General features: G+C 62.7%; 20 protein-coding genes and 1 tRNA gene. 8 read left to right on the top strand and 13 right to left on the bottom strand.

The window, feature by feature from the left end; genetic code table 11:
* Positions 1-306: 306 nt before the first annotated feature.
* The 5 genes from AB5Z25_RS00585 to AB5Z25_RS00565 all read right to left on the bottom strand — a co-directional run bounded on the left by AB5Z25_RS00585 (position 307) and on the right by AB5Z25_RS00565 (position 5151).
* Positions 307-1245 (bottom strand): FHA domain-containing protein, encoded by a 939-nt coding sequence (locus AB5Z25_RS00585; RefSeq protein ID WP_022094220.1) that lies wholly within the window; start codon positions 1243-1245, stop codon positions 307-309.
* Between the two features lie 3 nt (positions 1246-1248).
* The gene (locus AB5Z25_RS00580) at positions 1249-3093 is read right to left on the bottom strand and encodes a serine/threonine protein kinase (protein WP_368134523.1); all 1845 of its coding nucleotides are present in this window, start codon (positions 3091-3093) and stop codon (positions 1249-1251) included.
* A gap of 48 nt (positions 3094-3141) precedes the next feature.
* The gene (locus AB5Z25_RS00575) at positions 3142-3975 is read right to left on the bottom strand and encodes a hypothetical protein (RefSeq protein WP_368134522.1); all 834 of its coding nucleotides are present in this window, start codon (positions 3973-3975) and stop codon (positions 3142-3144) included.
* Between the two features lie 245 nt (positions 3976-4220).
* Complete coding sequence (gene recR, locus AB5Z25_RS00570) at positions 4221-4817, bottom strand: recombination mediator RecR (protein WP_006235173.1); 597 nt, start codon at positions 4815-4817, stop codon at positions 4221-4223.
* 13 nt (positions 4818-4830) lie between these two features.
* Positions 4831-5151 (bottom strand): YbaB/EbfC family nucleoid-associated protein, encoded by a 321-nt coding sequence (locus AB5Z25_RS00565; protein ID WP_006235174.1) that lies wholly within the window; start codon positions 5149-5151, stop codon positions 4831-4833.
* Between the two features lie 339 nt (positions 5152-5490).
* Here AB5Z25_RS00565 and AB5Z25_RS00560 point away from each other — a divergent pair, with 339 nt between their 5' ends.
* Positions 5491-5964, top strand: a complete 474-nt coding sequence (locus AB5Z25_RS00560; protein WP_006235175.1) for a hypothetical protein — start codon at positions 5491-5493, stop codon at positions 5962-5964.
* Positions 5965-5985: 21 nt separating this feature from the next.
* Here AB5Z25_RS00560 and dnaX read toward each other — a convergent pair whose 3' ends face one another.
* A complete protein-coding gene (dnaX, locus tag AB5Z25_RS00555) occupies positions 5986-8466 on the bottom strand; it encodes a DNA polymerase III subunit gamma/tau (RefSeq protein ID WP_368134521.1) in 2481 nt (826 codons plus the stop codon).
* A gap of 116 nt (positions 8467-8582) precedes the next feature.
* On the opposite strand from dnaX, the gene AB5Z25_RS00550 reads away from it, so the two are divergent.
* From AB5Z25_RS00550 to pknB, 7 genes are all read left to right on the top strand, one after another.
* Entirely contained in the window at positions 8583-9299 is a 717-nt protein-coding gene (locus tag AB5Z25_RS00550; RefSeq protein WP_022094225.1) for a hypothetical protein, read from the top strand.
* A 144-nt stretch (positions 9300-9443) separates the two neighbouring features.
* Positions 9444-11297, top strand: a complete 1854-nt coding sequence (locus AB5Z25_RS00545) for a serine/threonine-protein kinase (protein ID WP_368134520.1) — start codon at positions 9444-9446, stop codon at positions 11295-11297.
* Positions 11294-12307, top strand: coding sequence for an FhaA domain-containing protein (locus AB5Z25_RS00540; RefSeq protein WP_368134519.1), 1014 nt, complete (start codon positions 11294-11296; stop codon positions 12305-12307). Before AB5Z25_RS00545 ends, AB5Z25_RS00540 begins: the two co-directional genes overlap by 4 nt.
* A gap of 6 nt (positions 12308-12313) precedes the next feature.
* Positions 12314-12730 carry an FHA domain-containing protein gene (locus AB5Z25_RS00535; RefSeq protein ID WP_006235180.1) on the top strand — a complete coding sequence of 139 codons (417 nt, stop codon included), beginning with the start codon at positions 12314-12316 and terminating at the stop codon, positions 12728-12730.
* The gene (locus AB5Z25_RS00530) at positions 12727-14661 is read left to right on the top strand and encodes a Stp1/IreP family PP2C-type Ser/Thr phosphatase (RefSeq protein WP_368134518.1); all 1935 of its coding nucleotides are present in this window, start codon (positions 12727-12729) and stop codon (positions 14659-14661) included. The genes AB5Z25_RS00535 and AB5Z25_RS00530 overlap by 4 nt, the downstream gene beginning before the upstream one ends.
* 16 nt (positions 14662-14677) lie before the next feature.
* Positions 14678-17548: an FtsW/RodA/SpoVE family cell cycle protein gene (locus AB5Z25_RS00525; RefSeq protein ID WP_368134517.1), complete on the top strand. Its 2871-nt coding sequence runs from the start codon at positions 14678-14680 to the stop codon at positions 17546-17548.
* A 132-nt stretch (positions 17549-17680) separates the two neighbouring features.
* On the top strand, positions 17681-19642 hold the full coding sequence (gene pknB / locus AB5Z25_RS00520) for a Stk1 family PASTA domain-containing Ser/Thr kinase (protein ID WP_368134516.1): 1962 nt from the start codon (positions 17681-17683) through the stop codon (positions 19640-19642).
* 299 nt (positions 19643-19941) lie between these two features.
* On the opposite strand, the gene AB5Z25_RS00515 is transcribed toward pknB, so the two are convergent.
* The 7 genes from AB5Z25_RS00515 to AB5Z25_RS00485 form a co-directional block, all read right to left on the bottom strand.
* Positions 19942-20017: transfer RNA gene (locus AB5Z25_RS00515), tRNA-Arg, on the bottom strand.
* A gap of 303 nt (positions 20018-20320) precedes the next feature.
* Positions 20321-20719, bottom strand: coding sequence for a DUF956 family protein (locus tag AB5Z25_RS00510; RefSeq protein ID WP_006235193.1), 399 nt, complete (start codon positions 20717-20719; stop codon positions 20321-20323).
* A 120-nt stretch (positions 20720-20839) separates the two neighbouring features.
* On the bottom strand, positions 20840-21760 hold the full coding sequence (locus AB5Z25_RS00505; protein WP_055310058.1) for a PTS system mannose/fructose/sorbose family transporter subunit IID: 921 nt from the start codon (positions 21758-21760) through the stop codon (positions 20840-20842).
* Positions 21761-21776: 16 nt separating this feature from the next.
* Positions 21777-22595: a PTS mannose/fructose/sorbose transporter subunit IIC gene (locus AB5Z25_RS00500; protein ID WP_006235195.1), complete on the bottom strand. Its 819-nt coding sequence runs from the start codon at positions 22593-22595 to the stop codon at positions 21777-21779.
* A gap of 18 nt (positions 22596-22613) precedes the next feature.
* Positions 22614-23603: a PTS sugar transporter subunit IIB gene (locus AB5Z25_RS00495; RefSeq protein ID WP_148332486.1), complete on the bottom strand. Its 990-nt coding sequence runs from the start codon at positions 23601-23603 to the stop codon at positions 22614-22616.
* Positions 23604-24008: 405 nt separating this feature from the next.
* Positions 24009-24437 carry a hydrogenase maturation nickel metallochaperone HypA/HybF gene (locus tag AB5Z25_RS00490; protein WP_368134515.1) on the bottom strand — a complete coding sequence of 143 codons (429 nt, stop codon included), beginning with the start codon at positions 24435-24437 and terminating at the stop codon, positions 24009-24011.
* A gap of 96 nt (positions 24438-24533) precedes the next feature.
* Positions 24534-26644, bottom strand: a 2111-nt coding sequence (locus AB5Z25_RS00485) for an FAD-dependent oxidoreductase (RefSeq protein ID WP_368134514.1), incomplete at its 5' end; no start/stop codon positions are given.

Below are 26644 nucleotides of genomic sequence, written 5' to 3'. Positions count from 1 at the left end.
CGAGGGGCAGCTGATGCGCCCTACAGGCCCGACCGCCCGTCTTGCACATGACCGAGCGCCGCAAAGGCCGCATGCCGGATGCTCCCGGGCACGCCCCGGCGATGGGAAGCGCCCGCAACGGAAATCCGCATGCGGGTTTATTGTACCCCGCCGTCAAGTGTAATTTCGGCAAATATAGGCGGGCGGTAAAGGTTTACCTCGGGTGACCGCCAAGGGCCAAAATGGCCCCTCCATCCCCAGGCGACCGGCTCTGGCGCGCCAAGGAGTGTCCCCAGCCGGCAGAAAAGGAACGTCCCTATCTGCCGGCTAGAGAGCACCGAAGAGGATGGCGTAGGTAGTGGATTCGCCGAGCTTGAGCTCGTCGCCGGGATTGAGTTGGGCGGAACGGCCGGGCTCGACCTGAATGCAGACGCGCGTGGCCCCGTTTACCACCACGGTTCCGTTGGTGGACGACAAGTCCTCGACGTGCCAGATATTTTGAGCATCGCACCAGATATGGGCATGGCGGGCCGAGACATCGTCGCCGACGTCGGTAATATCGCCCTCGCCAGTGGCCAGCGCGCCAATCTCAACACCCTGCTCACTCGGCTGAATCCAGCGCGGGGCGCTCACGACAAAACTGTTTTGTACGCGCAGCAAGCCCAAGGGGTGCGCCGGGGCGGGTTCGCGTTCGCCCGCGGTCATCGACATGCCAAGCGAACGCGGCGTGGAGGTGCCTCCGCCACAGGTCGCGTGCGCGTAGTCGATGGCATAGTTCACCGAGGACCGCACATCCGCCGAACAACCGACGGCGACAAACAGCACCAGCACGGCCTCGGCGCGCTCGGCGGGCATGAGTTCCGCCGCCTGGGACAGGCGATCGAGCGCGTTGCGATAGAGATTCGTGTCCTGGTGGCACTCTTCGAGCGCGCGTACCATCGGTTCACCTGCAGGACCGCACACCATATTGATCACAGCCGTGGAGTCCATGGGATTGCGCTGGCGCAGGGCCAGTTGCGACATAATACGCGCAGCCGAGGTACCGTATTCGGCAAAGTAGCGCTGCTGAAGCGTGCCGACCGGCGCGCGAACGATAAAGCGGGAAACCCAAGAGCGATCGGCGGCTCGGCTCTGCGGGCTGCGGCCGTCGGCGAGCGGACGGGACGAAAGCACCAAGCCGCACAGCTCGATATGGCTCAGATGCGCTGCGCGCTTAAAGATGTCAAACATGGCCCCGCATGGGGTGAGCTCAACTTGAGATGCCATGACCTAGGCCTCCTTGGTCGTAGAAATAGAATCGGACGATACTTCGACAGGTCCGCCAAAAGTACGGGCAGCTGCGGCTCCACCGGCAAGCGGAGTCGCCATCTGGGCTTTTGTGCGTCGCGGTGCCGAAACGGGAAGTTCAAAGGCAAAGCCCATCGCAAGCAAAAACCACGTAAGCGTATAGGTTGCAACCAGAGCGGCAACAAGGCCGCCCATCACGGCGCGTTGGGAAAATACGCTACATGCAGCCACAACCAGCACCGGAACCTCGCAGGCAGAAAGCGCAAGCACACCCTGCAGGAAGCCCGAGCGCCGATCGCGCGCAAGCGCCCCCGCGGCAACGCCGGCTATGCCTGGCAGCGCCAACGCCAGTGCGGCAATAATACCCGGTAGCGACCCAGACCACACGAGCGATCCCAAAGTCGCCGTCACGCGAGCGCCCGACGCCAGCAGCGCGGCCGAAACCACGATCACAGCCCAAACCACGCCACAGACGACCGTCGCGCCGACCATCAGCGCGCGACGAACCGCGCGGCCAGACGCATCCATGGGGCACGGCGTGAGCGGCTCGCCGCGGAGCGAACGGCCGACATTTTGCGCATAGTGGTCACAAAACGCTGAGAGCGCCGCCTCGACCGCCGCCGGCTCGGGACGATCTTTTTGATGGCTGGACAGACAGGCCATCACCACGTCGAACAGCTGGGCATCGACAAACGCCAGCGCATCGCGTAGCTCTTCGGAATCCGGCTCAAGCCCTAGCTGCTGGGCCTGCTCGGCCGCGGCGAGCGCCACATCGGGCTCACGACGAAGCAGCTGAGTCAAATCACAACCGGGCGCATGGGCACCAATGGGATAGTCGGGCCGTGTGTCCATCTTGAGACGGTAGGGGCTCGCGATGTCGCGCGTCTTTTTGCGCGAACCCGAGGTGCCCGAAGTGCTCGGCGCGGCTTCGTATGGCGCGACGCCGGCAATGAGCTCGTAAACCGTGCTTGCCGCGGCATAGACGTCGATCGCCGGCGACATACGCAAAGCGCGCAGATCGGGAATATCGTCGGTGAGCATCTCGGGCGGGGCATAGGCAACCGTCGCGCGACGCAGCGTGGCATAGCGCTCGGTAAAGGATGCCTTGCCGCCGGTACCGGCCACGGCCGACGCAGGCTCAAGCGCCAGCGACGAGCCAAAGTCGATCAGGCACAGGTCAAAGGTGCCCTCGGCAAGCTGCCGGTCAAGCGGTAGACGCGCCGTGCGCACCATAATATTAGCGGGCGAGATATCGCGATGGACAAAGCCCTCCCCCACCAGGCTCATACGGCAGAGCAGATCGAACAGGTCGCGACCCAGACGCGCCGCCACAAGCGGCGACAGGCGTCCGGCATCGTCCACGGCGAGTCGCGAACGCAAGCGGGCAAGCGTCTCGCCCTCGACCCATTCCATGACAATTGCAGGCACACCGTCGACCTCGCCCCAGCCATAGAGGCGGGGAAAGCCCTTAAGGCCCGAAAGGGCGCGATGGCATTCGTATTCCTCGCGAAACGCCGCCTTGAACTTGGCGACCAGCGCCTCGTGAGCGGCATCGTCGTCAAACTCATCGCGCGTCGGCAAGATGAGCTGCTTGAGTGCCACGGCCTCGCCTTGGGCGTTGACGGCACGCGTCACGCGGCCGATACCGCCACGGCGCATGGTGGCATCGTCGGCAAACAGCATCGTAAAACGACGCAGATAGGCAGGCAGTTCGTCCTGACCGAGCGCAATGGCCGGCTCAAACCCGTCGACACGCGCCAGGCGCAGGCCGACCATGGGATCGCGACCGAGCGATTGTGGTGTGGTGGATGCAAGATCGGTCATCATAGGGCAAGCGCCGCCACGTTATTGTTGAAGTTACCGAGCGCGACGTCATCATCGCCGTAATGGCCGACCCATTGACATAGTGTTGGTGTAACAGCCCCACAGATTGGCATACTGCTGATACCACTTTGACCGGGGCGAGAATGTCTGACGACCGAACTCAGCTCGAATAACAAACATCTCCCCGACCAGGCTGTCGCACGGTCTGGGATCTCCCGTAGAGTTATAGGTCGAGACCACGTCATTGGCACGAGAAACATAGCCGTCGAGCATGTTGTACTTGGTCACAAGCCAACTGTGAATGCTCTCTTCTTCAGCAGCGGAAAGGCCACCGGAGTTTGCATCGTTGTCAGTGTTGCCGCCCGTCGAGCCGCCGTTTCCAGACCCTCCGGTAGAGGAACCCGACCCAGAGCCGCCGCCCGAACTCGATGAATCCGAGCTACCGGGCTTGCCTGTCTGCTGGGCGTCCTGCCCCTTCTGCTGCTCGACCTTATTCACCGTTGCCGCCACGCTATTGTTGGACAACCGATCGATGATCTTGGTGTTGGTGAGCACGATGGTTTTGCCATTGGCAAGCGTGACTTCGTTGTCCGGGACCTCGGCGCCGTCCGCATCGTCGGTGCCAAACACAATATGCCCGACCACACTTGCCCAAGCATATCCAGTCGTGGTGCCCAGATCACTTTTGACCTCATGCCCCACGCGCGGTTCGCGTGCGGCATGCGCCTGTATCATGGACGGCACGGTCATGCCATAGGCAGAAACGCCAGCTATGACCAGCACCAACGAGCACGATAGCAGTGCGTACGCCCGCGGAGCCAAGCCCAGTCGGCATCGCATGCGCACCGCGGCGCCGCGCTTTGTCTGAGTGCCACCGGGCCGCATGCGTTCTCCTCCAACAAAAACACGCCGCTCGGGAGCGGCGCATTCATTCGAATCCATATTTGAGTGTATCAGCGAACCCAAAAGGTTGCGCAACGAATGAGCAAATTAAGGATGCGAGTGGAAGCATCCATGCGATAAGCGGATACAAAGCATCTTTGTTGCACAACAAACTTACAGTCGCACAGGGAAATTATGGCTACCCCGTGCGTCGCGAGGAAAACATACGGCAGGAGCAGGCTCGCCACCTAAATCGCGCGACGGGCCTCGATGGCGCGGCCAAGCGTAAGCTCGTCGGCATACTCCAGGTCGCCGCCCACGGGAAGGCCGCTTGCCAGACGCGACACCTCGACGCCCAACGGCTTGATAGTGCGGGCCAGGTAGCTCGCCGTGGTCTCGCCCTCGATGTTGGGGTTGGTGGCAATGATGACCTCATGGATATCCTCGTGGCCCAGACGCGCCAGCAGCTCGCGGATGTGCAACTGCTCGGGACCAATCTTGTCCATGGGACTGATCACGCCGCCCAATACGTGGTAGAGACCGTGGTAGCTGCCCGTGCGCTCGATCGCCTGGACGTCGCGCGGCTCGCCCACAACGCAAATGCGAGTGGTATCGCGCATCGGGTCCTGGCAGATGGAGCACTCGTCGGCCGTGGCGTAGTTAAAGCAGCGGCTGCAAAAGTGGACCTCCTGCTTGACCTCCAGGATGGCCTCGGCCAGGCGGCGGGCCTCCTCGGCATCGGCCTCGAGCAGGTAATAGGCGATGCGCTGGGCCGACTTGGGACCAATGCCCGGCAGACGGCCCAGTTCATCGAGCAGTTTTTGCAGACTGTGATTTGCACTCATTTATATGTGTGTCTTAGAACGGCATGCCCGGGATGTTGAGGCCGCCGGTGATGGCGCCCATCTGCTTGTTGGCGAGCTCGTTGACGCCGCGGACGGCCTCGTTGACGGCAGCCATGATCATATCCTGCAGCATATCGACGTCCTCGGGATCGAGCGCATCGGGATCGATGGTGAGGTTGACGAGCTCCATCTCGCCGTTAACGGTCACCTTGACCATGCCGCCGCCGGCAGAGGCGTCGACGGTCTGGGACTTGAGGTTCTCCTGCGCGGCGGCAAGCTGCTCCTGCATCTTGCGAGCCTGCTTCATCATCTGCTGCATGTTCATACCGGCCATGATGGCTCCTTTACGTGCGGCCGCACGCCGAGCTGCAAGGGCAGCCGGAGCACGGCGGGACTTTCAAACTCAAAAATCGTACCACGGCGCGCGGCGAGAGAGCGGGGCGGACGTGTTACCTCAGTCGATATACATGTCCTCCAATACAAACCGCACTCAAAGATTATGCAAGGTCGAATTATGCAAGGTTGCATAATATCGCACACTCAATCTAGTAGAGCCGAATCCGGCATTTCATGTGCGCCACTAAATAGCTAAATGCCGAACCGCTGCTCGAGGCGGCACACATGGCGGCAGGGTATAATTTGATTGCCATAGATAGTAATTTGGAGGTGCCCCATGAATGCCCCCAACGCGCTCCAAAACATCCGCTCAAAACACCCCGTTGCATATGTGGTTCTCTATCTCTTTGTCGGCTGGGCATTGCTGGTTGTCATCACCCATGCTATAGCCTTTGGAGCAGAACTGCTGATAGCCAGCTCGGACCAGCCCGTCGTCAAATGGGAGACGACCGATGAGTGCACCGACGGAACCCGAACCGTCTACTACAACAGCCCGTCCCTCTATCAAGAGTTCAAGGTCAAGATAAAGGACTTCAAGATTGTCGATGCCGAGCTAGGCGTTTATTTGGCAATCGGAGCAACCATTAACGCCGAGCAAGTCGAGTACACGGACAGCCATGCGACGTATCGTATCGACCTCAGCATCCTAGGCCGACCGTCACGCACCTGTCTGCTCAAATGCGACATACGCGGCACCACACTACACATGTCCGAAATACAGATGCGCCCGGACAAGGGGTCCTCTTCTTGAGCAGTATACCCGCCTGCGCAGCTACTCCACCGGTTTGAAGATGGTGGCCTGGCCGAAGACGTTGCGGATGAGGGCTTTGGCCTCGTCCTCGGTCTGCGGGATGCTCGGGGCTGCGCCCTGATGGCCGAAGGGGCTGCCGGCGCCGGGGTTGGACTCCCAAGGGGCAGCGGGGGCGTCCCCCTCTTTGGGGGCAGCTGCAGCGGACTTGGGCGCGGACGCCGCACCCGGCACGTCGAACGGAGGAAGATCGTCCCCGCTCGCATCGCCGGCAAAGCCGCCGACCATGGCGTCGTCGTAGGGCACCTGCTCGGATTCCCACGGCGCGGACTGCGCGACAGACTGAGCCTTGGGGGCAGCCGAGCGCTCGGGCGCACGGGGTGCGGGCTCGGTCGGGAGCTTACCCGTGGCAGGAGCGCCGGCGGGGTTGTCGGAGCGTAGCCAGGGGGCTTTGCCTAGGTCAGACGACTTGGGCGCGGGCGAGGCGGGCTTGGACACGGGTGTCGGAGCAGCCGGTTTGGGCGCCGCGGGCTTAGGCGCCGACGGGGTCGACGCCGCTACCGGTGTCGCTTGCCGCTGCGGCGCGCTGGCGCTCGAGGATGCAGGGGCCGCCGAGGACACGGGTTGCGGGTCCGCAGATGCCGCAGCCCGTGCAGATGGAGAATGCTCCTCATGTTGAGGAGCCGGCGTGCCACCCCCATCCAAGACATAGTCGACGGTACGACGACCGAAGACTGCGCAGACCGTCGGCAGGACCACCGATTGCGTATCGGCGCGACCGAGCATCTTGATGGCAAAGGTCGAGCCCGCGGGGAACGAGACGGTGAGCTTGGAGCCGTCGTCGGCCGTGGCGCGGGCGTTGAGCAAAAGCCCTGCGTAGGAAGCCTGACGCGCCTTGACACGCTCGACGACCTCGGCCCATTTGCGCTGCAGCTCTCCGGCATCCTCGACCGCGGGCGTCTCGGCAGCACCGGCGGCGGCAACCTGGGCGGCATTGTTGGACTGGGGCTTAGGTGCCGGAGCGGTGGCAGGCGCGGGGGCAGCAACGGGCTGAGGCGTCGACGTCGGCGCAGGCTGAGGTGCAGGCGCTGCAGACTTGGAAGCTGACACGGACGCAGAACGGGGAGCAGGCTGGGCAGCCGGAACAGCAGCGCCGCGGTCCCAAGGCATGCCACCCTGATGCGCGGACGTAGCAGCGGGGGCAGCGGATGCCGCCGGAGCGGCAGCACGGGCGCCCGAAATGAGCGTCGGCTGTTGGGCAGCAGCGGGTACGGATGCTGCAGGCGCGGCGGCCTGAGCAGCGGCCACGCTCGCCGGCACGGCGCCGTTGGCAACCATGGCCTCCAGACGTGCCACGCGCTCGGCCAATGCCTCAATCGTTAAATCAGCCTCGGGACGTGCCAGACGCGTGCAGGCAATCTCGAGCACCAGGCGCACGTCGCTCGCGCCCCTCATCTCCAGCGCGGCATCGTCGAGCACTGTCAGCACACGGGCCAGGCGGTCGGCAGGATGCTCGCCAAAGGCAGCGGCCTCGGCAGCAAGCGCCTCGGCCTGCTCGGAGCCGCCCTCAAACAGCTCGGCACGGGCACCGGCAACGCAGGCAACGTACACGTCACGCACATGCGCCACCAGGTCGCGCGTCAGCTCCAGCAGGTCGTTTCCTTCCTCGACCTGCGCACGGATCAGTCCATAGAGCTCGGCAACATCGCGATCGGCAATGGCGCGGGAAAACTCGCCCAGAATCTGGTCCGAAACCTCGCCCAAAAGCGAGCGGGCGTCGTCCGCATGCACAGAACCGTTGCCAAAGACGCTCAGCTGCTCCAGCGTGGACAACGCGTCGCGCATACCGCCCTTGGCATGGCGCGCCACAATGGCGAGTGCCTCGTCGTCGTAATCGAAGCCCTCCTGCTCGCACACGTAAGACAGGCGATGCTCGATATCCTCGTTGCCGATGCGGTGGAAATCGAAGCGCTGGCAGCGTGAGAGAATGGTCTCCAGAATCTTTTGCGGGTCGGTGGTGCACAGCACAAAGATCACGTGTGCCGGCGGCTCCTCAAGCGTCTTGAGCAGCGCGTTGAACGCCGCCGTCGTGAGCATGTGGACCTCGTCGATGATATAAATCTTGTACTTGCCGCGCACTGGGGCAAAGTTGACGGAGTTGATGATCTCCTCGCGCACGTTGTCCACGCCGGTACGGCTTGCGGCATCGAGCTCGTAGACATCGGGGTGGTTACCCTCGGCAATGAGCTCGCACTCCTCGCAAGTACCGTCGGGCATGCAGCCGCTTGCACCCTCGGCGCGCGCCGCCTCGGCATTGCGGCACAGCAGCGCCTTGGCCAGAATGCGCGCCATGGTGGTCTTGCCCGTGCCGCGCGGTCCGCAGAACAGGTAGGCGTGGGACAGGCGCCCCTCGGTGATGGCGTGCTCGAGCGTCGAGACGATATGCTGCTGGCCCACCACGGAGTCGAAGGTGAGCGGGCGATACTTTCGGTACAACGATTCCATGGGTGCTCCCCCGGGTATACTGAGTCTTGTTGCCGCGGCGGCCATGCGGTCGCACGGCATACTGCATTCCATAATAACCCGTACGGCGAGCCCGCCGCGATAGGAGTCCAAAGAGCATGGCAGACGCAGAGAGCAACCTCGTTCCCTCCGAAGCAGCCGACCAGGTCGAGGTCGCGCTCGAGGAGCAGGCCGCAGCCGATGACGGCATCCTGTACCTCAACGAGTACCAGTACGAAAACGACCTGGTCACCGACTTCGCCCGCCTGGTCGCCTCGCCCAGGCGTCGCGGCTCGCTGTATGTCGCCGCGGCAGTTGCCGCGCTCATCGGCATCGGCATGCTGGTGGCCGGCGGCAGCTGGATCAAGTTCGGCGTCGTGTTGATCGTGTTCGGCGCCTTTTTGGCCTGGTGGAGCAAGAACCTGCACCACACGCTCGCCCGCGACTTTATCGACGCCGTCGAGGCCGACGAGTCCATGGGTGGCCGCTATCGCCGCGTCGCCGCCAACGAGGACGGCCTGATGGTTTGGGGCAAGAGCGGCAAGTCGCAGTTCTTCCCGTTTGACAAGCTCGACCACGTACTCGACGGCGAGCGCATCTTTGTGGCCATGTTCGCCGACCAGGGCGTGACGATCCCCAAGGACACCTTCGTCCGTGGCGATGCCGAGCAGTTCGGTCCCTTCCTCAAGGCCCGCATCAACAAAAAACTCCGCATCGAGACCAAGAAGAAGAAAATGAAGGCCGAGAAGGCCGCCGCCGAGGCCAAGCAGGGCGACAAGCCCCAGGAGACCAAGGGCAAGCGGCGCAAGCAGAAGAAGAACAAGAAGAAGCGCTAAGGCCAAGCCAGGCAGGCAGCCTCGCATCCCGCTATCCTCCCCATGCACCCGAGCGTGCTACACTAGCAGCATCTATGCCACCGCGAACGGCTCGGCCCCGCGCCCGCCGCTCGCAAACGAACTTTAAACGCACGAGGGTTGGCCATGCCGCTTTTCTCGCAACATACCGCCCGGTTCTCGCCGGACGTTCCTTTGGAGGGCACCAGCTCTCGCGAGCTGCTCAAGCGGTACCAGCCGCTCGAGACACTTGCGACCGGCGGTTTTGGCTCCATCGAGATCTGCCGCGACACGCACCTGCGCCGCCGCGTCGCCATCAAGCGCATCCCCCTTATCAACGGTGCCGGCATGCCCGCCAGCGACATCATGGATGTCCTGCGCGAGGCGCACACCGCAGCCATGCTTCAACATCCCAATATCGTGCAGGTTATCGACTTTACGCACGACACCGCCTATGCCTACCTGGTCATGGAATATGTCGACGGCATGTCGCTAGCCGAGTTTTTGCATCGCGTGGACGGCCATTCGCTCACCTTTGACGAGACCGCGGCCATTGCCGATGCCCTGGGCCAGGCGCTCACCTTCGCCCATAGTAATGGCGTACTCCACCTGGACATTAAGCCCGCCAACGTGCTCATCGACCACTCGGGCAATGTAAAGCTCACCGACTTTGGCATGGCGCGGCTGTCGTCCGCCGGTGGCTTTGGCGGCTCGCGCGGCGGCACCATCGGCTACATGCCGCCCGAGCAGCTCGATATCGAGACCGGCACGGTCGATGAGCGCGCCGATGTCTTTGCCCTCGCCTGTGTAATCTATGAGGGCCTGTGCGGCAGCGCTCCCTTTATGGCGGCCACGCCCGCCGACTCGCTCGACCGCATCATCGGCGGCGCCACCTATCCCAGCGAGCTGATACCACACTTTCCCCCGGGAGCCGAGGCCGCGCTCATGAGCGCGCTCTCCCCCATGCCGCAGGACCGCCCCAGCAGCGTCGAGACATTTTGCGACCAGCTCCTTGCCGGTCTGGGCAGCGTGCGCGAAGGCCGTCGCAGCCTGGAGCAAATGGTTGGCGAACTTTCGGATGACGAGCAGGAGCTCGACGATATCGAGCCGTCGCACTACGAGGACGACGCCATCGAGGTCGACCCCGCACTCGGCTGGGCGGGCACGCGCTGGAGCCATGCGCGCGACTACACCATGCGCACTATCTCGGCGCTAACGTGCGGCACCTTTAGCTTTTTGCTGATGCAAACGGCCGGGGTCGCGGCGCTTCCCGGCCTGGTCATTGCGGCCATCGCGATCGGAGTGGCGGCTGGCCTGGCCCCCCAGATTGGCTCGGCCATCTCGGCTGTGGGCTTTTTGGTGCTCATGGCCAACGCCACCATGCAGGCACAGGGCATCCTGTCGATGCTGCCCGTCGCGGTGATCTTTGCCGCCGCCATGTCCGGTTGGTGGATCGCCTGGGGTCGCACCGAGACTGCCGCGAGCGCCACGCTCACCTGTGCACTCGCGCTTGGCTGTCTGACCGGCAATACCTTCCTGGCAGCTGGGGTCGCCGCCGGCGTCGCGTCATTTTGGCTCGGCCCGGCAAGCGCCGCCGCGGCAACGGGCATGGGCGCGCTTTTTGCCCGTCTGGCCACGGTCGCGCTTTCAGCCGGAGGCGTACTGGGGCTCGGTAACGTTGCCGCAGCGCTGGGAGACCCGCTCCTTTGGGCTGCCTTTGTGCTGGTCGCGGCAACTGCCGCGGCGTCATCTGCGCTGCTCAATGCCCATGCCAAGCGTGCCAATCAGGGCTCAAACCTTGCCGCAATCGCCGCCATCGCTGTCACCGGCATCGGCTGCGCAGCGGCGTCCTGTCTTGCACACCATATGGAAATTGCCAGCCTTGCAGCCGCGGTCGTCGCCAAGGCGGCGGTTGCGGGAACCCTATCCTCTATAATCGTTGGGATATGCCTATATTTGCTCGGATACCAAAGAACCTATACGGAGAGTGATCTTTCGTGAACTTCCTGAACATCTTCGAGGACCACGTGGCCGGCATCTTCGGTGCCACCCGTGCCCCGTTCTCCTTTAAGAAGCTTGCCAAGCAGGCCGCTCGCGACATGGAGGATCAGACTCTGGTGATCAACGGCGTCAACACGGCGCCGGCACTCTATACCATCCTTATCGCCGCCGACGACGATCCCATGCTCGCCCCGTTCTACCCCGAGCTTTCGCGCGAGGTCCGCGAGTTTGTGAAGGCGCAGGCCGAAAAGCGCCGCTATGTCTTTGTCGGCGAGCCCCTCGTGCGCTTTATGATCGATCCGCAGCTGCGCGCCGGCAAGTTCTCGGTCTTTGCCGAGAACGTCGATGCCCCCACGCTCGGCCGCCTGTACGAAGAAGAGCGCGCCTATCAAAACGGCCTGGGCCAGAACAACTCCGCGGCAAGCCGTGCCGCCAGCGCCCCGCGCGCCGGCCAGCAGCAGTTTGCTGCCCCGCAGCAGCAGCGCCCCGCCGCCATGCCCCAGCAGCAGCCGACGCCTCGCGCCGCCGCTCCCGACCCGCTTGCCGTGGCAGACCCCTTCGCGCCTAGCGTCCCCGACCCCGCCGCAGCACCCATCCCGGTGCCGCAGACCGTCTCGCGCGACGCGCTTGCCGGCATGGGCGGAGCCGCCGCGACCGGTGCCGCCGTGGGCCTAGGCGCCGCAGCCGGCATCGCCTCCAACATGGCGAGCACTCGCGCCCCGCAGCGCCCGCTCGCCCAGCTCGTCGACGTCGTGAGCGGCGAGAGCCATAGCATCACCTCCGCACAGGTGACCATCGGTCGCGAGCGCTCAGTTTCCGACATTGCCCTGCGCGACCCCAACGTGTCGCGCCGCCACGCCCAGCTCACCTTTACGGGCTCGGATTGGTCGATCGAGGACCTCAATTCCACCAACGGCACGCTCGTCAACAACCGCCGCATTACGCGCTGCCCGCTGCGCAACGGCGATCTGCTGACGTTTGGCCTGAGCACCTTTGAATTTAGGAGATAGTCGCTTATGAACATCGATATCGTCCTTTTTGCAGGCCGCATCGTCCTGGTCGCCCTGCTCTATATCTTCCTGTTCGCCGTCATGAAGACCGGCGTGGGACTTGTGCGCGGGCAGCGCCGCGACTCGGCTATCTGGACGATTGATGTGGACAAGGGTCCGCGCGGTATCCGCGGCATCCACGTAGACATGCTCGGCCCCGTCATCGTCGGTCGCTCGCCATCTTCGGACATCTGCATCAACGAACCGTTCGTCTCGGCCTCGCATGCGCGCTTTTCGCTGCAGGGCCCGGCGCTCATCATCGAGGACCTCAACTCGCTTAACGGCACGCTCGTCAACGGCCGCCAGCTCGTGGAGCCCGCGACGCTGCGTGAGGGCGACGAAGTCCAGATTGGCGACGTGGTCATGAAGGTGAACCGTCGATGATCGACGAGGAGAACAAGTCCGCAACTATGACCGAGGCACCGGCTGCCGCCACAGCTGTGCCGGCCCACGCCGCTCCGGCGGGCTCCAAACCCGTGGAGCCCGAGGACACCGTGTTCTCCCTGCCTCTTTCGCATGTAACGCATGATATTTCGGATCTCGCCGATAACGAGGACGAAGAGGATGCCGCAGCGGCGCCCATCGGCGCACATGTTGCGGAACAGCCCACAGCGCCCGAAGCAACCCCGGCGCCGGCCCACTTTGCAGAGCCCGTCGCCGCGGCAATCAACGAGAGCGCTGCGGTGTTTGCGGCACCCGAGCCCGCCGCGCCGGCGTTTCCCATAGCCCCGGCATCCGAGGTTGCGCCCGCGTCTACGCCGGCGCCCGAGGCAGGGCCATCCCCCGAGGACGGCCCTGCACCCAGGACCCCGCAGCCTGCGCCCGCAAGCGAGTCCGATACCGCGGCCGAGCCCGCCACCCATTCGCAAAACACGCCCGCGCCGTCGCACTTTGCGACGCCCGAGCCTATAGACGTCAGCCCGCAAGACGACGAGTCGACCGCCCGCGTTTCCGAGGAGCCCGGCTCCCCGGACACCGGCGATTCCGAATCAAACGCCGTGACCGACACCGTCTCTCCCGGTGACACCGCCGAAATCGACGTTGCCGCCGTTGAGGCCAAGCTCAAAGACCCCGGCTCGACCATGAGCTTTGAGCCCCTGACCGAGGAGCGCATCGAGACCGACTCGACCTATGATGCCGGTACCACCACGCAACTCATGTGGGGCGCCCGCTCCGACGTTGGCTGCGTGCGCCCGCACAATGAGGATTCCTACCTGGTGCAGTCGCCGCTCTTTTGCGTATGCGACGGCATGGGCGGTCACGCCGCCGGCGAGGTAGCCTCTTCCATCGCCGTCGAGACTATTGCCAAGACGGCCCCGCAGTCCGCCGACGCAGCGCGCCTGGCCGCAGCCGTCGAGGCAGCCAACGCCGCCGTAATCGAGGCGGCCCTGAACGGCCTGGGCAAGCCCGGCATGGGCTGCACAGCCACCTGCGCCTATATCGAAAACGACACGCTCGCCATCGCCCACGTGGGCGACTCTCGCGCCTACCTGCTCCACGAGGGCACGCTCATCCGCGTGACCCGCGACCACTCCTACGTGGAGGAGCTCGTGGACGCTGGCGAGATCACGGCAGACGAGGCTCGCGTCCACCCCAACCGTTCGGTCATCACCCGCGCACTGGGCTCGGACCCCGCCATGTATGCCGACCACTTCACTCTGCATATCGAGGAAGGCGACCGCCTGATCCTGTGCTCCGACGGCCTCTCGAGCATGATTCCCGATAGCGATATCGAGAACATCGCCACGCAGTCCTCAACCGCGCAAATCTGCGTCGACAACCTAGTGGACGCGGCGCTTGCCGCCGGCGGCCACGACAACGTGACCGTAGTAGTCGTTGACCTGGTTGACGATGGCGTCATGCGCGAGGCGCAACGCGTGCGTCGCCGCAACGTTACTATCGCCGCCATCCTGGCCCTCGTCTTTGTGCTGGCAGCTGGCATCTGGGCCTACACGGGTGTCACCGGCTCATACTACCTGGGTACCTACCAGGGCAATGTCGCCGTCTGGCGCGGCCTGCCCGGGAAGCCACTCGGACTCAAGCTCCACTGGCTCGAAAGCGAAACCAGCATCAAGCTGTCCGACCTGCCCGAAGACACGCAAAACCGCCTCAAGGCGGGCATTCCGCAAACAAGTGTCGACGATGCGCAGGACACGATATCCAAGTACCGCCACCAGATCGACGAGGAGCAGACCCGCCAGGTGATCGACGCGCAAACGATTCGCGACAACACCAATCAGGGATCGGCCTCCGAATCAGATTCCGAGAAAACCGCCGAACAGTCCGCCGAGGCCGAAGCCTCCGATAAGAATTAGAAAGGGAGTGCCGCTTATGAGTCGCCGCAACACCGAGCTGCTCTTGCTCATCGCCTCGGCGTTCCCCGTCATCCTGCTGTATGCGATGTACGTCCTCACCGCGGGCGCTGCCATCTCCTTTGAGACGCTCGCCGTACCGATCGGCCTCTTTGCCGCCTTTGCCGCGGCCCACATTGCCGTGCGCATCTTGGCGCCCGGTGCCGACCCCGCCATCCTGCCCATCGTATTTATACTTTCGGGCATCGGCATCACGTTCGTGACGCGTCTCGCCCCCGCTCTCGCCATCTCACAGCTCATCATCCTGTTTGTCTCGGTGGCGCTCATGGTGGGAACGCTTGCACTAGTCAAAAACCTCGACGTGGTCATGCGCTACAAGTACACCTTTGGCATCATCGGCATCATTCTGCTGATGCTGCCTATCTTTATCGGCACCACGATCTCGGGCTCCAAGCTGTGGATTCGCATCGCGGGCTTTACCATCCAGCCCGGCGAGTTCGCCAAGGTCTTTATCGTCCTGTTCCTGGCCGGCTACCTGGCCGAGAACCGCGAGCTGCTCTCCATCTCCAACCGCAAGATTCTGGGCTTTAAGATCCCTCGCCTGCGACTGCTGCTGCCGCTGTTTGCCGTGTGGGGTGTGTGCCTGCTCGTCGTCGTCTTCGAACGCGACCTGGGTTCGGCCGTGCTGTTCTACACCATCTTCTTGCTGATGCTCTACGTTGCCACGGGGCGCTTTTCGTATGTCGTTATCGGCCTTGCGCTCTTAGCCGTTGGAGCCGTGGGCGCCTACAAGTTCCTGTCTCACGTTCAGGTGCGTTTCCAGGTTTGGCTCGATCCGTTTAAGGACGCCCAGGGCCAGGGCTACCAGATCGTCCAGTCGCTCTTCTCGCTTGCCGATGGCGGTCTGGTCGGTGTTGGCATCGGCAACGGCATGGCCAACAACATCCCTGTCGTCGAGTCCGACTTTATCTTCTCGGCTATCGGCGAGGAGATGGGCCTTTTGGGCGGCGGCGCCGTGCTCATCCTGTTTATGCTCTTTGCCGTGCGTGGCCTCACCACGGCTGCCCGCGCTAAATCCGACCTCGCCGCCTTTAGTGCCACAGGCCTTACGGCCGCCATCAGCTTCCAGGCCTTCTTGATCGTTGGCGGCGTAACCCGCCTGATCCCGCTGACCGGCGTCACCCTGCCCTTTATGAGCCAGGGCGGCTCCTCTCTGCTGGCGAGCTTTATCATCGTCGCGCTCCTGCTGCGCGCCGGTGACGAGGCGACCGGACGCGAGGCCGAGCTTACCGGCACCGGCACCATGGCCGCCATCACCGATGATCAGGTCGCATCTGCCGCCGCCCCGACGGGCACGCGCTTTGCCACCTCGTCTTCCTACGGCAGCGGCAGCCATTCCGTCGGCTCGCGCATGCGCCGTCGCCTGCTCGACACGCCTGAATCCGGTGTGCTCGGCCGCGTTGCTCTTGCCAACCGTCTAACCCGCGCGGTGCTCGCCTTTACGGCGCTGTTCGCCATCCTTATCGGCAACCTCACCTATGTCCAGGTCATTAAGGCCAAGGACTATCAGGACATGCCGACCAACAACCACACCATCGCCCGCTCCAAGTACATCCAGCGCGGCTCCATCATCACGTCCGACGGCGTGACGCTGGCCGAGTCGCTGCAGCAGGAGGACGGCACCTACGTACGCTCCTACCCCAACGGCAACCTGGCAGCTCACGTGGTTGGCTACGTGAGCCAGCAGTATGGCACCACCGCCATCGAGAGCGTCATGAACGACACGCTCACCGGTTCTAAGGACTACTCCAGCTGGAACAACGCCATCGCGTCGCTCGCGGGCCAGACCCAGCCGGGCAACACCGCCAAGCTCACCATCGACTCGCGTATCCAGACGGCGGCCGAGCAGGCACTCAAGGGCTTTAAGGGCGCTGTAGTGGTCATCGACCCGCGTACCGGCGCGGTGCTCGCATGTGCCAGCTCGCCCACCTACGACAACACCAACATCGATGCCCTGCTGCAGACGGGCGGCGGCGAGGACGGCTCCATGTACAATCGCGCCATGGACGCGCTGTACACGCCGGGCTCCACGTTTAAGGTCGTTACGCTTTCCGCGGCACTCGAGACCGGTACCGCCAGCCTGACCAGCACCTACCAGGCGCCCGGCTCCATGGATATCGGCAACGCACCGGTCACCAACTCTGCCAACGAGAGCTACGGCACCATCAGCCTGCAGCAGGCCTTTGCCGTGTCCTCCAACGTCGTCTTTGGCCAGGTGGCAAACGAAGTTGGCGCAAACACGCTCGTGCAGTTTGCCAACGCCTTTGGCTACGGCCAAAAGCTCGGCCAGGACCTGACCTCCGCGGCCTCCATCATGGCCGACCCGTCGCTCATGACCGAGTGGGAGACCGCCTGGGCCGGCGCCGGCCAGCCTGTCGGCATGGACCACACGCCCGGCCCGCAGACCACCGTCATGCAAAACGCCGTGATTGCCGCCGCCATCGCTAACAGCGGCGTGGTCATGGACCCGTACTTTGTAGCCCAGGTACTCGCCCCGGACGGAACCGTGGTCAAGACCACGCAGTCCCGCTCGCTTGGTCAGGCCGTCAGCTCCGCCACGGCCGACCAGGTCAAGCAGGCCATGCTTGCCGTCGTCCAGTCCGGCACCGGCACCGATGCCCAAATCCCCGGCGTCAAGGTCGCCGGCAAGACCGGCTCGGCCGAGATCGGCGGCACCAACGTCAACTCGATGTTCGTTGGCTTTGCACCTTACGATTCACCCACGGTCGCCATCTCGGTGGCCTTGGAGGATTTCGACAAGCATGACGTCGAGGCCGCCAAGATCGCCGGTATCGTCCTGACCGCGGCGCTTGCCGCACAGGGAGCGTGATGCCCATGATCGAATCGGACACCCGAGGCGCGCCGCGGCCTAAGGGTTAGCGGCAACGCGCCACACGGCCCCAGCGGCCACATCATAGGTACTACACACATCGTTGAGCGAATAGTTATGTTAGGAGCAGGAATGGAACAGAGGGTCCTCGGGGGAAGATACCTCCTCAAGGATAAGGTAGGAACAGGCGGCATGGCGACCGTCTACCGTGCACAGGACCAGGTTCTCGACCGCACGGTAGCCGTCAAGATCATGCTGCCGCAGTATGCTGGCGACGCAACCTTCGCCGCACGCTTTAAGCAGGAGGCCCAGGCAGCAGCCGGTCTCTCCTCCCCCTATATCGTGGGCGTCTACGATTGGGGCAAGGACGGCGACACCTATTACATCGTCATGGAGTACCTGCGCGGCACCGACCTTAAGAGCGGCATCAAGAGCCACGGCGCCCTCGACCCCAAGAAGGTCGCCCAGATCGGCTCGCAGATCAGCTCTGCGCTTTCGGTCGCCCACAAGCACGAGATCATCCACCGCGACATTAAGCCGCAGAACATCATGGTGCTGCCCGACGGCAACATCAAGGTGATGGACTTTGGCATCGCGCGCGCCAAGAACAGCCACCTCACGCAAGACAACAACGTGCTGGGAACCGCCCACTACGTCAGCCCCGAGCAGACCCGCGGTCAGGACCTCGGCCCCACCTCGGATATCTACTCGCTGGGCGTCGTGATGTACGAGTGCGCCACCGGCCGCGTCCCCTTTGACGGTGACGACGCTATCTCGGTCGCACTCAAGCAGGTCAACGAGCTGCCTATTCCGCCGAGCCAGATCAACTCCGGTGTCGACGCCGACCTTGAGCGCATCATCCTCAAGTGCATGGAGAAGGACCCCGCAAACCGCTTCCAGACCGCCGACGAGCTGCGTCAGGTGCTCAACAGCTACCTGTCGGGCCGTGCCGTCAACGTCTCGGAGCCCACGCGCATCATCGGTGCCCCCGGTGAGTTGGGCGCCACCAAGACTCGCGAGCTTTCCGATCAGACGCGCGCCATGGTGCGTCCCGTCTCGGGCGTGAGCGGCCAAAATACCGCCCGTAGCTCGGTTTCGGGCTCCACCGGCTCCTACGAGGTCGAAAAGCCCAAATCCAACAAGAACAAGATCATCGCCGCCGTGGTGGCAGCCGTTGCCGTCATCGGCATCGTGGTGGCCTTTGCCACAGGACTCTTTGGCGGCGAGCAGGTCACCGTTCCCGATGTGCTGGGCAAGGACCAGCAGACTGCCGTCGAGCTGATCAAGGAAGCCGGCCTCGAGGTCGGCACCATCGACCAAAGCTACAACGACGATGTCGACGAGGGCAAGGTCGCCGAGCAGACGCCCAACGGCAACACCAAGAAGACCAAGGGCACCAAGGTGAACCTGGTAATCTCCAAGGGCCCCAAGCCCTCCGAGAAGGTTGAGGTTCCCCTGCTTGTCGGCCTGACCAAGGACCAGGCCGAGGCCGCGTTGGCAAGCGTTGGCCTGAAGGGCAACGCCTCCGAGCAGGCCAACGAGGCCGATGAGGGCCAGGTCTTTGTGCAGGGCACCGAAGCCGGTAAGGAAGTCGCGAAGGGCACGACCATCTCGTACAAGGTCTCGAGCGGCCCGGATACCACGTCCGTCCCCGACCTGACCGACATGACCGAGGCCCAGGCGCGCAACGCCCTCGATATGGCAGGCTTTGGCGTCGACGTGAGCTACCAGGAGAACGACTCGGTTACCGAGGGCACCGTGATCAGCTGGAACCCCAGCGGCAAGCAGAAGCCCGGCGCCACGATTACCGTCGTCATTGCCAAGAAGTCCGGCAAGGCCACCATCCCGGGCAACCTGTACGGCAAGAGCATCTCCGCCGCCGTTACCGCGCTCAACAACGCCGGTTTCTATAACATTGGCTTCTGTGACCAGAACGGCAATCCCGTAAGCGGTAACGAGGATGCCACCGTTACGGGCGTCTCCCCCACTGGCAAGCAGTCCACCGACAGCACGATTACGCTGACGGTCGCACTTTCTGGTTCGGGCTCGGGCTCGGGCTCGGGCACGGGCGACGATTCCGGTACGACCAACTAGTCGCCACCCCACCGCTCATCGCGGCTTTCGCCGCAAACATATTCGCTCACAGGCGCCCGCTTGCTCCCCCAGCAAGCGGGCGCTTTCTTTATCTGAAGCAGCGAATACTACGGCATGCCTTAAACCAAAAGAGCCCGGCACCGTAACGGTACCGGGCTCGATATTCCTCTGGTGCCCCCGGGCGGATTCGAAAACTCCCCCCGCGGGAAATTGGTGACGCGGGTGTCGACGGTCCGAATCCGCCGGCGGTCCCCACAAACCAGAAACGGCGCCGCTCTCGCGACGCCGTCATAATCTTCTGGTGCCCCCGGGCGGATTCGAACCGTCGACACCCGCTTTAGGAGAGCGGTGCTCTATCCCCTGAGCTACGGAGGCATGTTGTACTAGTGTAGCAGATTTACGCCGTTGTAATACAGCGTATAGCCACTCTTCGAAGTTGCGGTGGAACAGCCCTCCGGAAAGTGTGTCCCACTATCCAGGCAAATTCTGGGTCAAACTTTCCCAATGGGACCTCGCTGGAAACTGTGTCCCAGAATTTCGGCTCGAAACGGGACACGGTTTCCCAAACGACCCCGTTCCGGAAACTACATCCCGGAATCGGCGCTCGAACTGGGATGCACTTTCCCAATCGAGCCCCATGGGAAACTGCGTCCCACTTTGGGGGGCGCTCTTTAATGACTAGTTACCTTTGTGGAAGAGGTTTTTGATAACGGAGGGGATGCTCTTGGCGCCCTTGGCCGTCACATCGATAAAGTCGGGCGAACGCACAAGCTTATCCTCGTCGACGTACTTGCGGACAGCACGAAGCGTCTCTTTGTCGTCGCGCGTCGAAAACGTAAAGTGACCGTTGTCCTTGGTGAAGATGGCAAAACGCGTGATCTTCTTGGTGCCGCGTAAAACCTCGGCGGCAATATAGTCGACCTCGTCCCACGGGATTTGAATATAATCCTCGGGATTGCGCTCGTTGTAATACTCGAACGCCTTATTGCCCACCATCACGTTACCGTGGCTGGTAAGCCCCATCAGGCAGGTTGCCGGCGTTGCCAGATCGACCGTGCTGTTCTGAGATTGCGCCATACGCGCCTCGCCCTCCAATAAAAACAATCGGACCGCATCCAGTGTACCCACCGGGTGCGGTCCGTTTCAATGGCTCAAAAGCCCTTACCTAGCAACTCTCGGTCTTAAGCCGAAGCGTGCTTACATGAAGCCGCAGAAGCGACCGATGATGCCGACGGCGAAGAGAGCCAGGATGATGACGATCGGGCTGACCTTCTTCTTGAGGAGCTTGCAGACCAGCAGGGTCAGGCACACGGCGGCAAGGCCGGGGATGAGCTGATCGAGGTTGGCCTGAAGCGTGGTGACCTTCATCTGATCAAGGGCGGTAGCACCGACGGAGTTGTACATCGTCAGCGCTTCCTTGATACCCTCGGAACCGGAGGGCAGGCTAGCCCAGTCGATAAAGGCGCCAGCAGACTGCTTGACCGTGGAGACGATCGGGGTGAAGGAAATGGACACCCAGCGCTCGACCAGGGCGCCGATGATGAACATACCCAGGATGGAAGCGCCCTCGGTGACCTTGCCCATCAGACCACCGGAGAGGTCCTTGGCGATGGAGGAGCCGACCTTGTAGCCAAACTCCTGCGTGTACCACAGGAAAGCGTAACGGATGATGTTCCACGCGAAGAAGAACAGCAGCGGACCGACGATGCTGCCGGACATGGCCAGGGAAGCGCCCAGAGCGCCCAGAATCGGGCGAAGGGTGAACCAGAAGACGGGGTCACCGACGCCGGCGAGCGGGCCCATCATACCGACCTTGACGCCCTGGATGGCGACATCATCGATCGGAGCACCGTTGGCGCGCTCCTCCTCGAGGGCGAGGGTAACGCCAATGACGGGGGCGGAAACATAGGGGTGGGTGTTATAGAACTCCAGGTGGCGCTTAAGAGCGGCAATCTGGTCATCCTTGCTGGTGTAGAGCTTCTTGATCGCAGGGATCATTGCGAAGCACCAGCCGCCGTTCTGCATACGCTCGTAGTTCCACGAGCCCTGAAGGAACTGATGACGGAAGCAAACCTTCTTGCGGTCAGCCTTGGTGAGCTGAATCTTGTTCTCTGCCATATGTATCACTCCCCTCCTACTCGTAATCGTTCAGAATGTCGCCGAGCGGGTCGCCGGAGCCACCGCCCATGCCGCCACCCTGCTTGGCCAGATCCTTAAGGCCAAGGTAGATGAGGGCAAGGGAGATGCCAATGAGACCAAGGGCGATCAGCGTGAGCTGAGGGATGGCAGCAAGGACGAAGCCGAGGACGAAGAACGGCCAGGTCTCCTTGGTGGCCATCATGTTGATGACCATGGCGTAACCGACGGAAGCGACCATGCCGCCGCCGACAGCCATGCCGCCGGACAGCCAGTCGGGCATAGCGTTAAGCGCGTTGGTAACGGCCTCGGCCGGGATGACGCACAGAAGCACTGCCGGGATGGCGATACGAAGGCCCTGCATGAGGATGGCAGCATACTGCCAGCGCTCGATGCCGGAGAAGTCGCCCTTCTCGGCGCAACCGTCCATGGCGTGAGCGATAGCGGTAGCAATGGTACGGCAGATCATGGTCAGGAACAGACCAGCGACCGACAGCGGGACGGCGACGGCGATAGCGGTGGTAACGGCCTTGGCCGAATCGGTGGCGCCACCGTTGAGGGCGAGCACCATGATGATCGAAGAAGCGACCGAGGCCAGAGCGGCGTCAGGCGCGACAGCGGCGCCGACGTTAGCCCAGCCAAGGGCCATCATCTGGAGCGAACCGCCCAGGAGGATGCCCTCCTGAAGGTGACCGGTTACGAGACCGATAAGCGTGCATGCCACGAGCGGCTGATGGAACTGGAACTCATCCAGAATGCCTTCCATACCGGCAAGCAACGCGACAATCGCAACAAGCAGAATAGTGATTGCAGACATGTATCGGACCCTCCTTTACTATGCTTGAGCGGCCAGTTCGGCCTTAGCTTTCTTCAACATGGCGTCGAGATCCTCGGAGGAATCCGAAGGAACCTTGCGGACCTCGAACTTGACGCCCTTGGCCTTGAGGGCCTCGAGAGTCTTGACGTCGTCATCGCCCATAGCAACGGCGTTGGTGACGACGACCTTGCCCTTGGAGTGAGCCATGGAACCGATGTTGACTTCCTTGATGTCGACGCCGGCCTCGATGGCCTTGAGCAGATCCTGCGGGTTCTCGAAGAGCAGCATGGCCTTGGTGTCACCAAAACGCGTGTCCTTGACGACCTCGGCCATCTTCTTGATAGGCACGACGTTGGCATGGACTCCCGGAGGGGCAGCCTGCTCGATCATGGTCTTGCGGAGCTCGTCGTGAGCGACGCCGTCGGAAACCACGATGATGCGGTTGGGGTTGATCTGCTTGGTCCACGTGGTGGCCACCTGACCATGCAGCAGACGGGTGTCGATACGGACATGGGCAATCTTGATGTGCCCGTCGCCGATGACCGTTCCCGGAGGGATGGCGCCTGCAGGAGCAGCGGCGGCCGCAGCCGGCTTCTTCTCCTCGGGCTCCAGAGACTCGGGCTTGACGCGCACGCCAGCCTTAGCCTCAGTCACGAGATGTTTTGCGATCGCATGTGCAGTGTTCTTTGCGTCAAAGCGCTGCGAATATGCCTCGATGAGCATAGGCAGGTTGACACCGGTGACGATAGCCCAGGAATCGTGGCCCTCGATGAGCCCGCTGATCTGGTTGAACGGCGTGCCGCCCCACAGATCAACGAGGAAGAGCACCTGCTCCTGGTCCTCGAAGGAAGCGACTGCTTCCTCGACCTTGGCACGGAAATCGTCGGGGCCCATGCTCGGCTCGAGCGAGACCACGGCAACAGACGGTTGATCGCCAAAGACCATCGAGCCCGTCTGCTTGATTCCAGCTGCCAAGTCCCCGTGGCTAGCAAGAACAATACTTACCATCACATAACCTCCTTTTTGTCTACGTATTTCCTACACGACATGAAAGGAGTATAGCTGTTTGGTTTGTGGAATTATAGCTAAATCCGCAAAAGGTTGGATTATTTGTTTAAACGTCTAGGTTTGTTACAAGTTGATTACGTTACTGCTTTTTGACTCATTACACGACAAGGCGTCGCTCATCAAGCCATGCATTTTACAGATACAAGCAGGCTGTTCATTAATATCGATTTTAGGCAAGCGCGAATGCGCTTGTACTGCCGCTATTTTGTTTAAACAGACATGGCTTGACTATTTTCGTGACTTATGGTCTATGAAACCACTCAAAATAGTTGCGGTGGAATAGTTCTTGTTTAAGAGCCAGAAGGCTGGATTTAGGAACTATTTCACCGCAACTTATAGGGAATCCTAGGCGATGTGGAGTGGGTTGGCGGCGTCGACGGCATCGGGGGCGTCGGAGAGGCCGTCAGGAGCAGCGTCTGCCGGATCCTCTTCGGGGGTCTCGATCTGTTTGATCATGACCTCTTGGCCCTGCAGCAGGTATGTCTCGCCGCTACCGCAATGGGGACAGGTCTTGCCGTGCTCGACCGTCGCGTAGTCGCGGCCACATGCCTCGCAATGCGTCACAGCCTCGACGGGCTCCACAACAAGCTCCGCGCCCTGCGCGATAGGCTTTTTATCTGCTGCCCAGCGCCAAGCGTCGAGCAGCAAGTCGGGAACGACGCCCGAGACCTCGCCCAGCAGCAGCGTGACGCTCGAAACGCGACTCACGCCATTGGCGCGCGCCACGTTCTCGACATCGCGAATGATGTGGTAAACGATTCCCAATTCATGCAAGGTAGAAACCTTTCAACAACGGTTGATGCGATGCAAACTCAAAGCAAGGGGACGGCAAAATCTAGCCTGCGCCGTCCCCTTACCCGCCATGGTTACCTATTTACGACCGAACTTGATTTTGATTGCACGCTTTAAAGCATACTTGCCAAGGCTCGGAAGCTTTTGCTCGTATTTGACCATCGTGGAGCACTCGGGGCGGTCGCGATACAGATGGATAGCGTCAAACGCGCACTTGGTGGTGCACAGGCCGCAGCCGATGCACTTGTTGGGGTCGACGATCGAGGCGCCGCAGCCCAGGCAGCGGGCGGTCTCGGCGCGCACCTGCTCCTCGGTAAAGGTCTCAACATACTCGCTAAACGGTGCAGCCTTCTCGCGTTCGCGGTCCACATGCGCAACCTCGCGGCTCGCGTTGTCGTAGCTCTCGATCACGACATCGTCGCGGTCGAGCGCGGTGTAGCGGCGCTGGTTGCGGCCGATGGTGAGCGTGGAGCCCGGCTGCACAAAGCGATGGATGGACACCGCGGCCTCGTGACCGGCGGCGATAGCGTCGATGGCAAAGCTGGGGCCGGTGTAGACGTCGCCGCCCACAAAGATGTCGGGTTCGGCGGTCTGGTAAGTCTGGGGATCGGCAAGGGCACCCTGGCCGCGGCCGAGCTCCACCTTGGAGCCAGCCAGCAGGTCGCCCCACACAATGGACTGGCCAATCGACATGACGACACGGTCGGCATCGACACGGCGCAGATCGTTCTCGTCGTACTCGGGCGCAAACCGGCCCTCGTCGTCAAAGACACGCGTGCAGCGCTTGAAGGTGATACCGCACACACGACCGGCCTCGTCCAGGTGAACCTCCTTGGGGCCCCAGCCGCAGCTGATGTGAGCGCCGTCCTCAACGGCCTCGCGACGCTCCTCCTCGCTGGCGGGCATCTGGGCCTCGCTCTCCAGGCAGAACATCTCAACGTGCTCGGAACCCAGACGGCAGGCGTTGCGCGCGACGTCGATGGCCACGTTGCCGCCGCCCACCACGATGGTGCGGCCGGGCAGCGCGTCGATCTTGCCACTGTTGACCTCGCGCAAAAAGTCGACGGCCACGGTCACGTCCTCGGCATCCTCGCCCGGAATACCGGCGAGGCGGCCGCCCTGGCAGCCGATGGCAACATAAAAGGCCTTAAAGCCCTGCGCGCGCAGCTCGTCGAGCGTCACATCGCGACCGACCTCCACGCCATAGCGGAACTCGGCGCCCATCAGGCGAATGATCTCGACCTCTGCCTCGATAACGTCCTTCTCCAGCTTAAAGCTGGGAATACCGTAGGTGAGCATGCCGCCCGGGCGCTCGTTCTTCTCGAACACGACGGGCTTGTAGCCCTTCTCGGCCAGATAGAAGGCGCAGGACAGACCGGCCGGGCCGGCACCAATGATGGCGATCTTCTGATCGAAGCCGCCAGCGCGTGTCGGCGTCACCACGGGCGGGACATAGCGGGTCGCGGCATCAAGATCGCGCTGGGCGATAAACTTCTTGACCTCGTCGATAGCCACGGCGGCGTCCACACGGCCGCGGGTGCAGGCATCCTCGCAGCGGCGGTTGCACACGCGGCCGCAGATAGCGGGCAGCGGGTTCTCGCGCTTGATGAGCGCCAGCGCCTCGTCATAGCGCCCCTGTGCCGCAAGCTTCAGATAGCCCTGAACGGCAACGTGCGCGGGGCAAGCCGTCTTGCAGGGCGCGGTGCCGGACTCGTGCGTCTCGATACGGTTATCGTTGCGGTAGTTGGGCGACCACTTGGTGTGGTCCCACTTGGTGGCATCGGGCAGCTCCTGGCGCGGATACTCGGGCACCCGTCCGCCGGCCTTTTTGCTGCAGAGCTTCTGGCCGAGCTTGGCGGCGCCGGCCGGGCACACCTCGACGCAGCGACCGCAGGCCACGCACTTGTCCTTCTCGACCTTGGCGACATAGGCCGAGCGCGACAGGTTAGGCGTGTTGAACAGCTGCGAGGTGCGCAGGGCATAACACACGTTGACGTTGCAGTTGCAGATGGCAAAAATCTTGTTCTCGCCGTCGATATTGGTGATCTGGTGCACAAAGCCGTTGTCCTCGGCCTGGCGCAAAATGTCGTAGACCTCCTCGCGCGTCACATAGTGGCCGCGGTCGGTCTCGACCACGTAGTCGGCCATATCGCCCACGGCGATGCACCAGTCGGCGGGGTCGTCGGCGC

This window comes from Collinsella aerofaciens, from assembly GCF_040910325.1.
In the GTDB taxonomy this organism is placed as follows: domain Bacteria; phylum Actinomycetota; class Coriobacteriia; order Coriobacteriales; family Coriobacteriaceae; genus Collinsella; species Collinsella aerofaciens_BL.
Note: the sequence above shows the minus strand (reverse complement) of the source record. Positions and strands in the feature narration are given on the sequence as shown.

Excerpts from the sequence above, each read along its gene's own strand:
- AB5Z25_RS00585 (WP_022094220.1), bottom strand. The coding sequence starts at position 1,245 with ATGGCATCTCAAGTTGAGCTCACCCCATGCGGGGCCATGTTTGACATC.
- AB5Z25_RS00580 (WP_368134523.1), bottom strand. The coding sequence starts at position 3,093 with ATGATGACCGATCTTGCATCCACCACACCACAATCGCTCGGTCGCGAT.
- AB5Z25_RS00575 (WP_368134522.1), bottom strand. The coding sequence starts at position 3,975 with ATGCGGCCCGGTGGCACTCAGACAAAGCGCGGCGCCGCGGTGCGCATG.
- recR (WP_006235173.1), bottom strand. The coding sequence starts at position 4,817 with ATGAGTGCAAATCACAGTCTGCAAAAACTGCTCGATGAACTGGGCCGT.
- AB5Z25_RS00565 (WP_006235174.1), bottom strand. The coding sequence starts at position 5,151 with ATGGCCGGTATGAACATGCAGCAGATGATGAAGCAGGCTCGCAAGATG.
- AB5Z25_RS00560 (WP_006235175.1), top strand. The coding sequence starts at position 5,491 with ATGAATGCCCCCAACGCGCTCCAAAACATCCGCTCAAAACACCCCGTT.
- dnaX (WP_368134521.1), bottom strand. The coding sequence starts at position 8,466 with ATGGAATCGTTGTACCGAAAGTATCGCCCGCTCACCTTCGACTCCGTG.
- AB5Z25_RS00550 (WP_022094225.1), top strand. The coding sequence starts at position 8,583 with ATGGCAGACGCAGAGAGCAACCTCGTTCCCTCCGAAGCAGCCGACCAG.
- AB5Z25_RS00545 (WP_368134520.1), top strand. The coding sequence starts at position 9,444 with ATGCCGCTTTTCTCGCAACATACCGCCCGGTTCTCGCCGGACGTTCCT.
- AB5Z25_RS00535 (WP_006235180.1), top strand. The coding sequence starts at position 12,314 with ATGAACATCGATATCGTCCTTTTTGCAGGCCGCATCGTCCTGGTCGCC.
- AB5Z25_RS00530 (WP_368134518.1), top strand. The coding sequence starts at position 12,727 with ATGATCGACGAGGAGAACAAGTCCGCAACTATGACCGAGGCACCGGCT.
- AB5Z25_RS00525 (WP_368134517.1), top strand. The coding sequence starts at position 14,678 with ATGAGTCGCCGCAACACCGAGCTGCTCTTGCTCATCGCCTCGGCGTTC.
- pknB (WP_368134516.1), top strand. The coding sequence starts at position 17,681 with ATGGAACAGAGGGTCCTCGGGGGAAGATACCTCCTCAAGGATAAGGTA.
- AB5Z25_RS00510 (WP_006235193.1), bottom strand. The coding sequence starts at position 20,719 with ATGGCGCAATCTCAGAACAGCACGGTCGATCTGGCAACGCCGGCAACC.
- AB5Z25_RS00505 (WP_055310058.1), bottom strand. The coding sequence starts at position 21,760 with ATGGCAGAGAACAAGATTCAGCTCACCAAGGCTGACCGCAAGAAGGTT.
- AB5Z25_RS00500 (WP_006235195.1), bottom strand. The coding sequence starts at position 22,595 with ATGTCTGCAATCACTATTCTGCTTGTTGCGATTGTCGCGTTGCTTGCC.
- AB5Z25_RS00495 (WP_148332486.1), bottom strand. The coding sequence starts at position 23,603 with ATGGTAAGTATTGTTCTTGCTAGCCACGGGGACTTGGCAGCTGGAATC.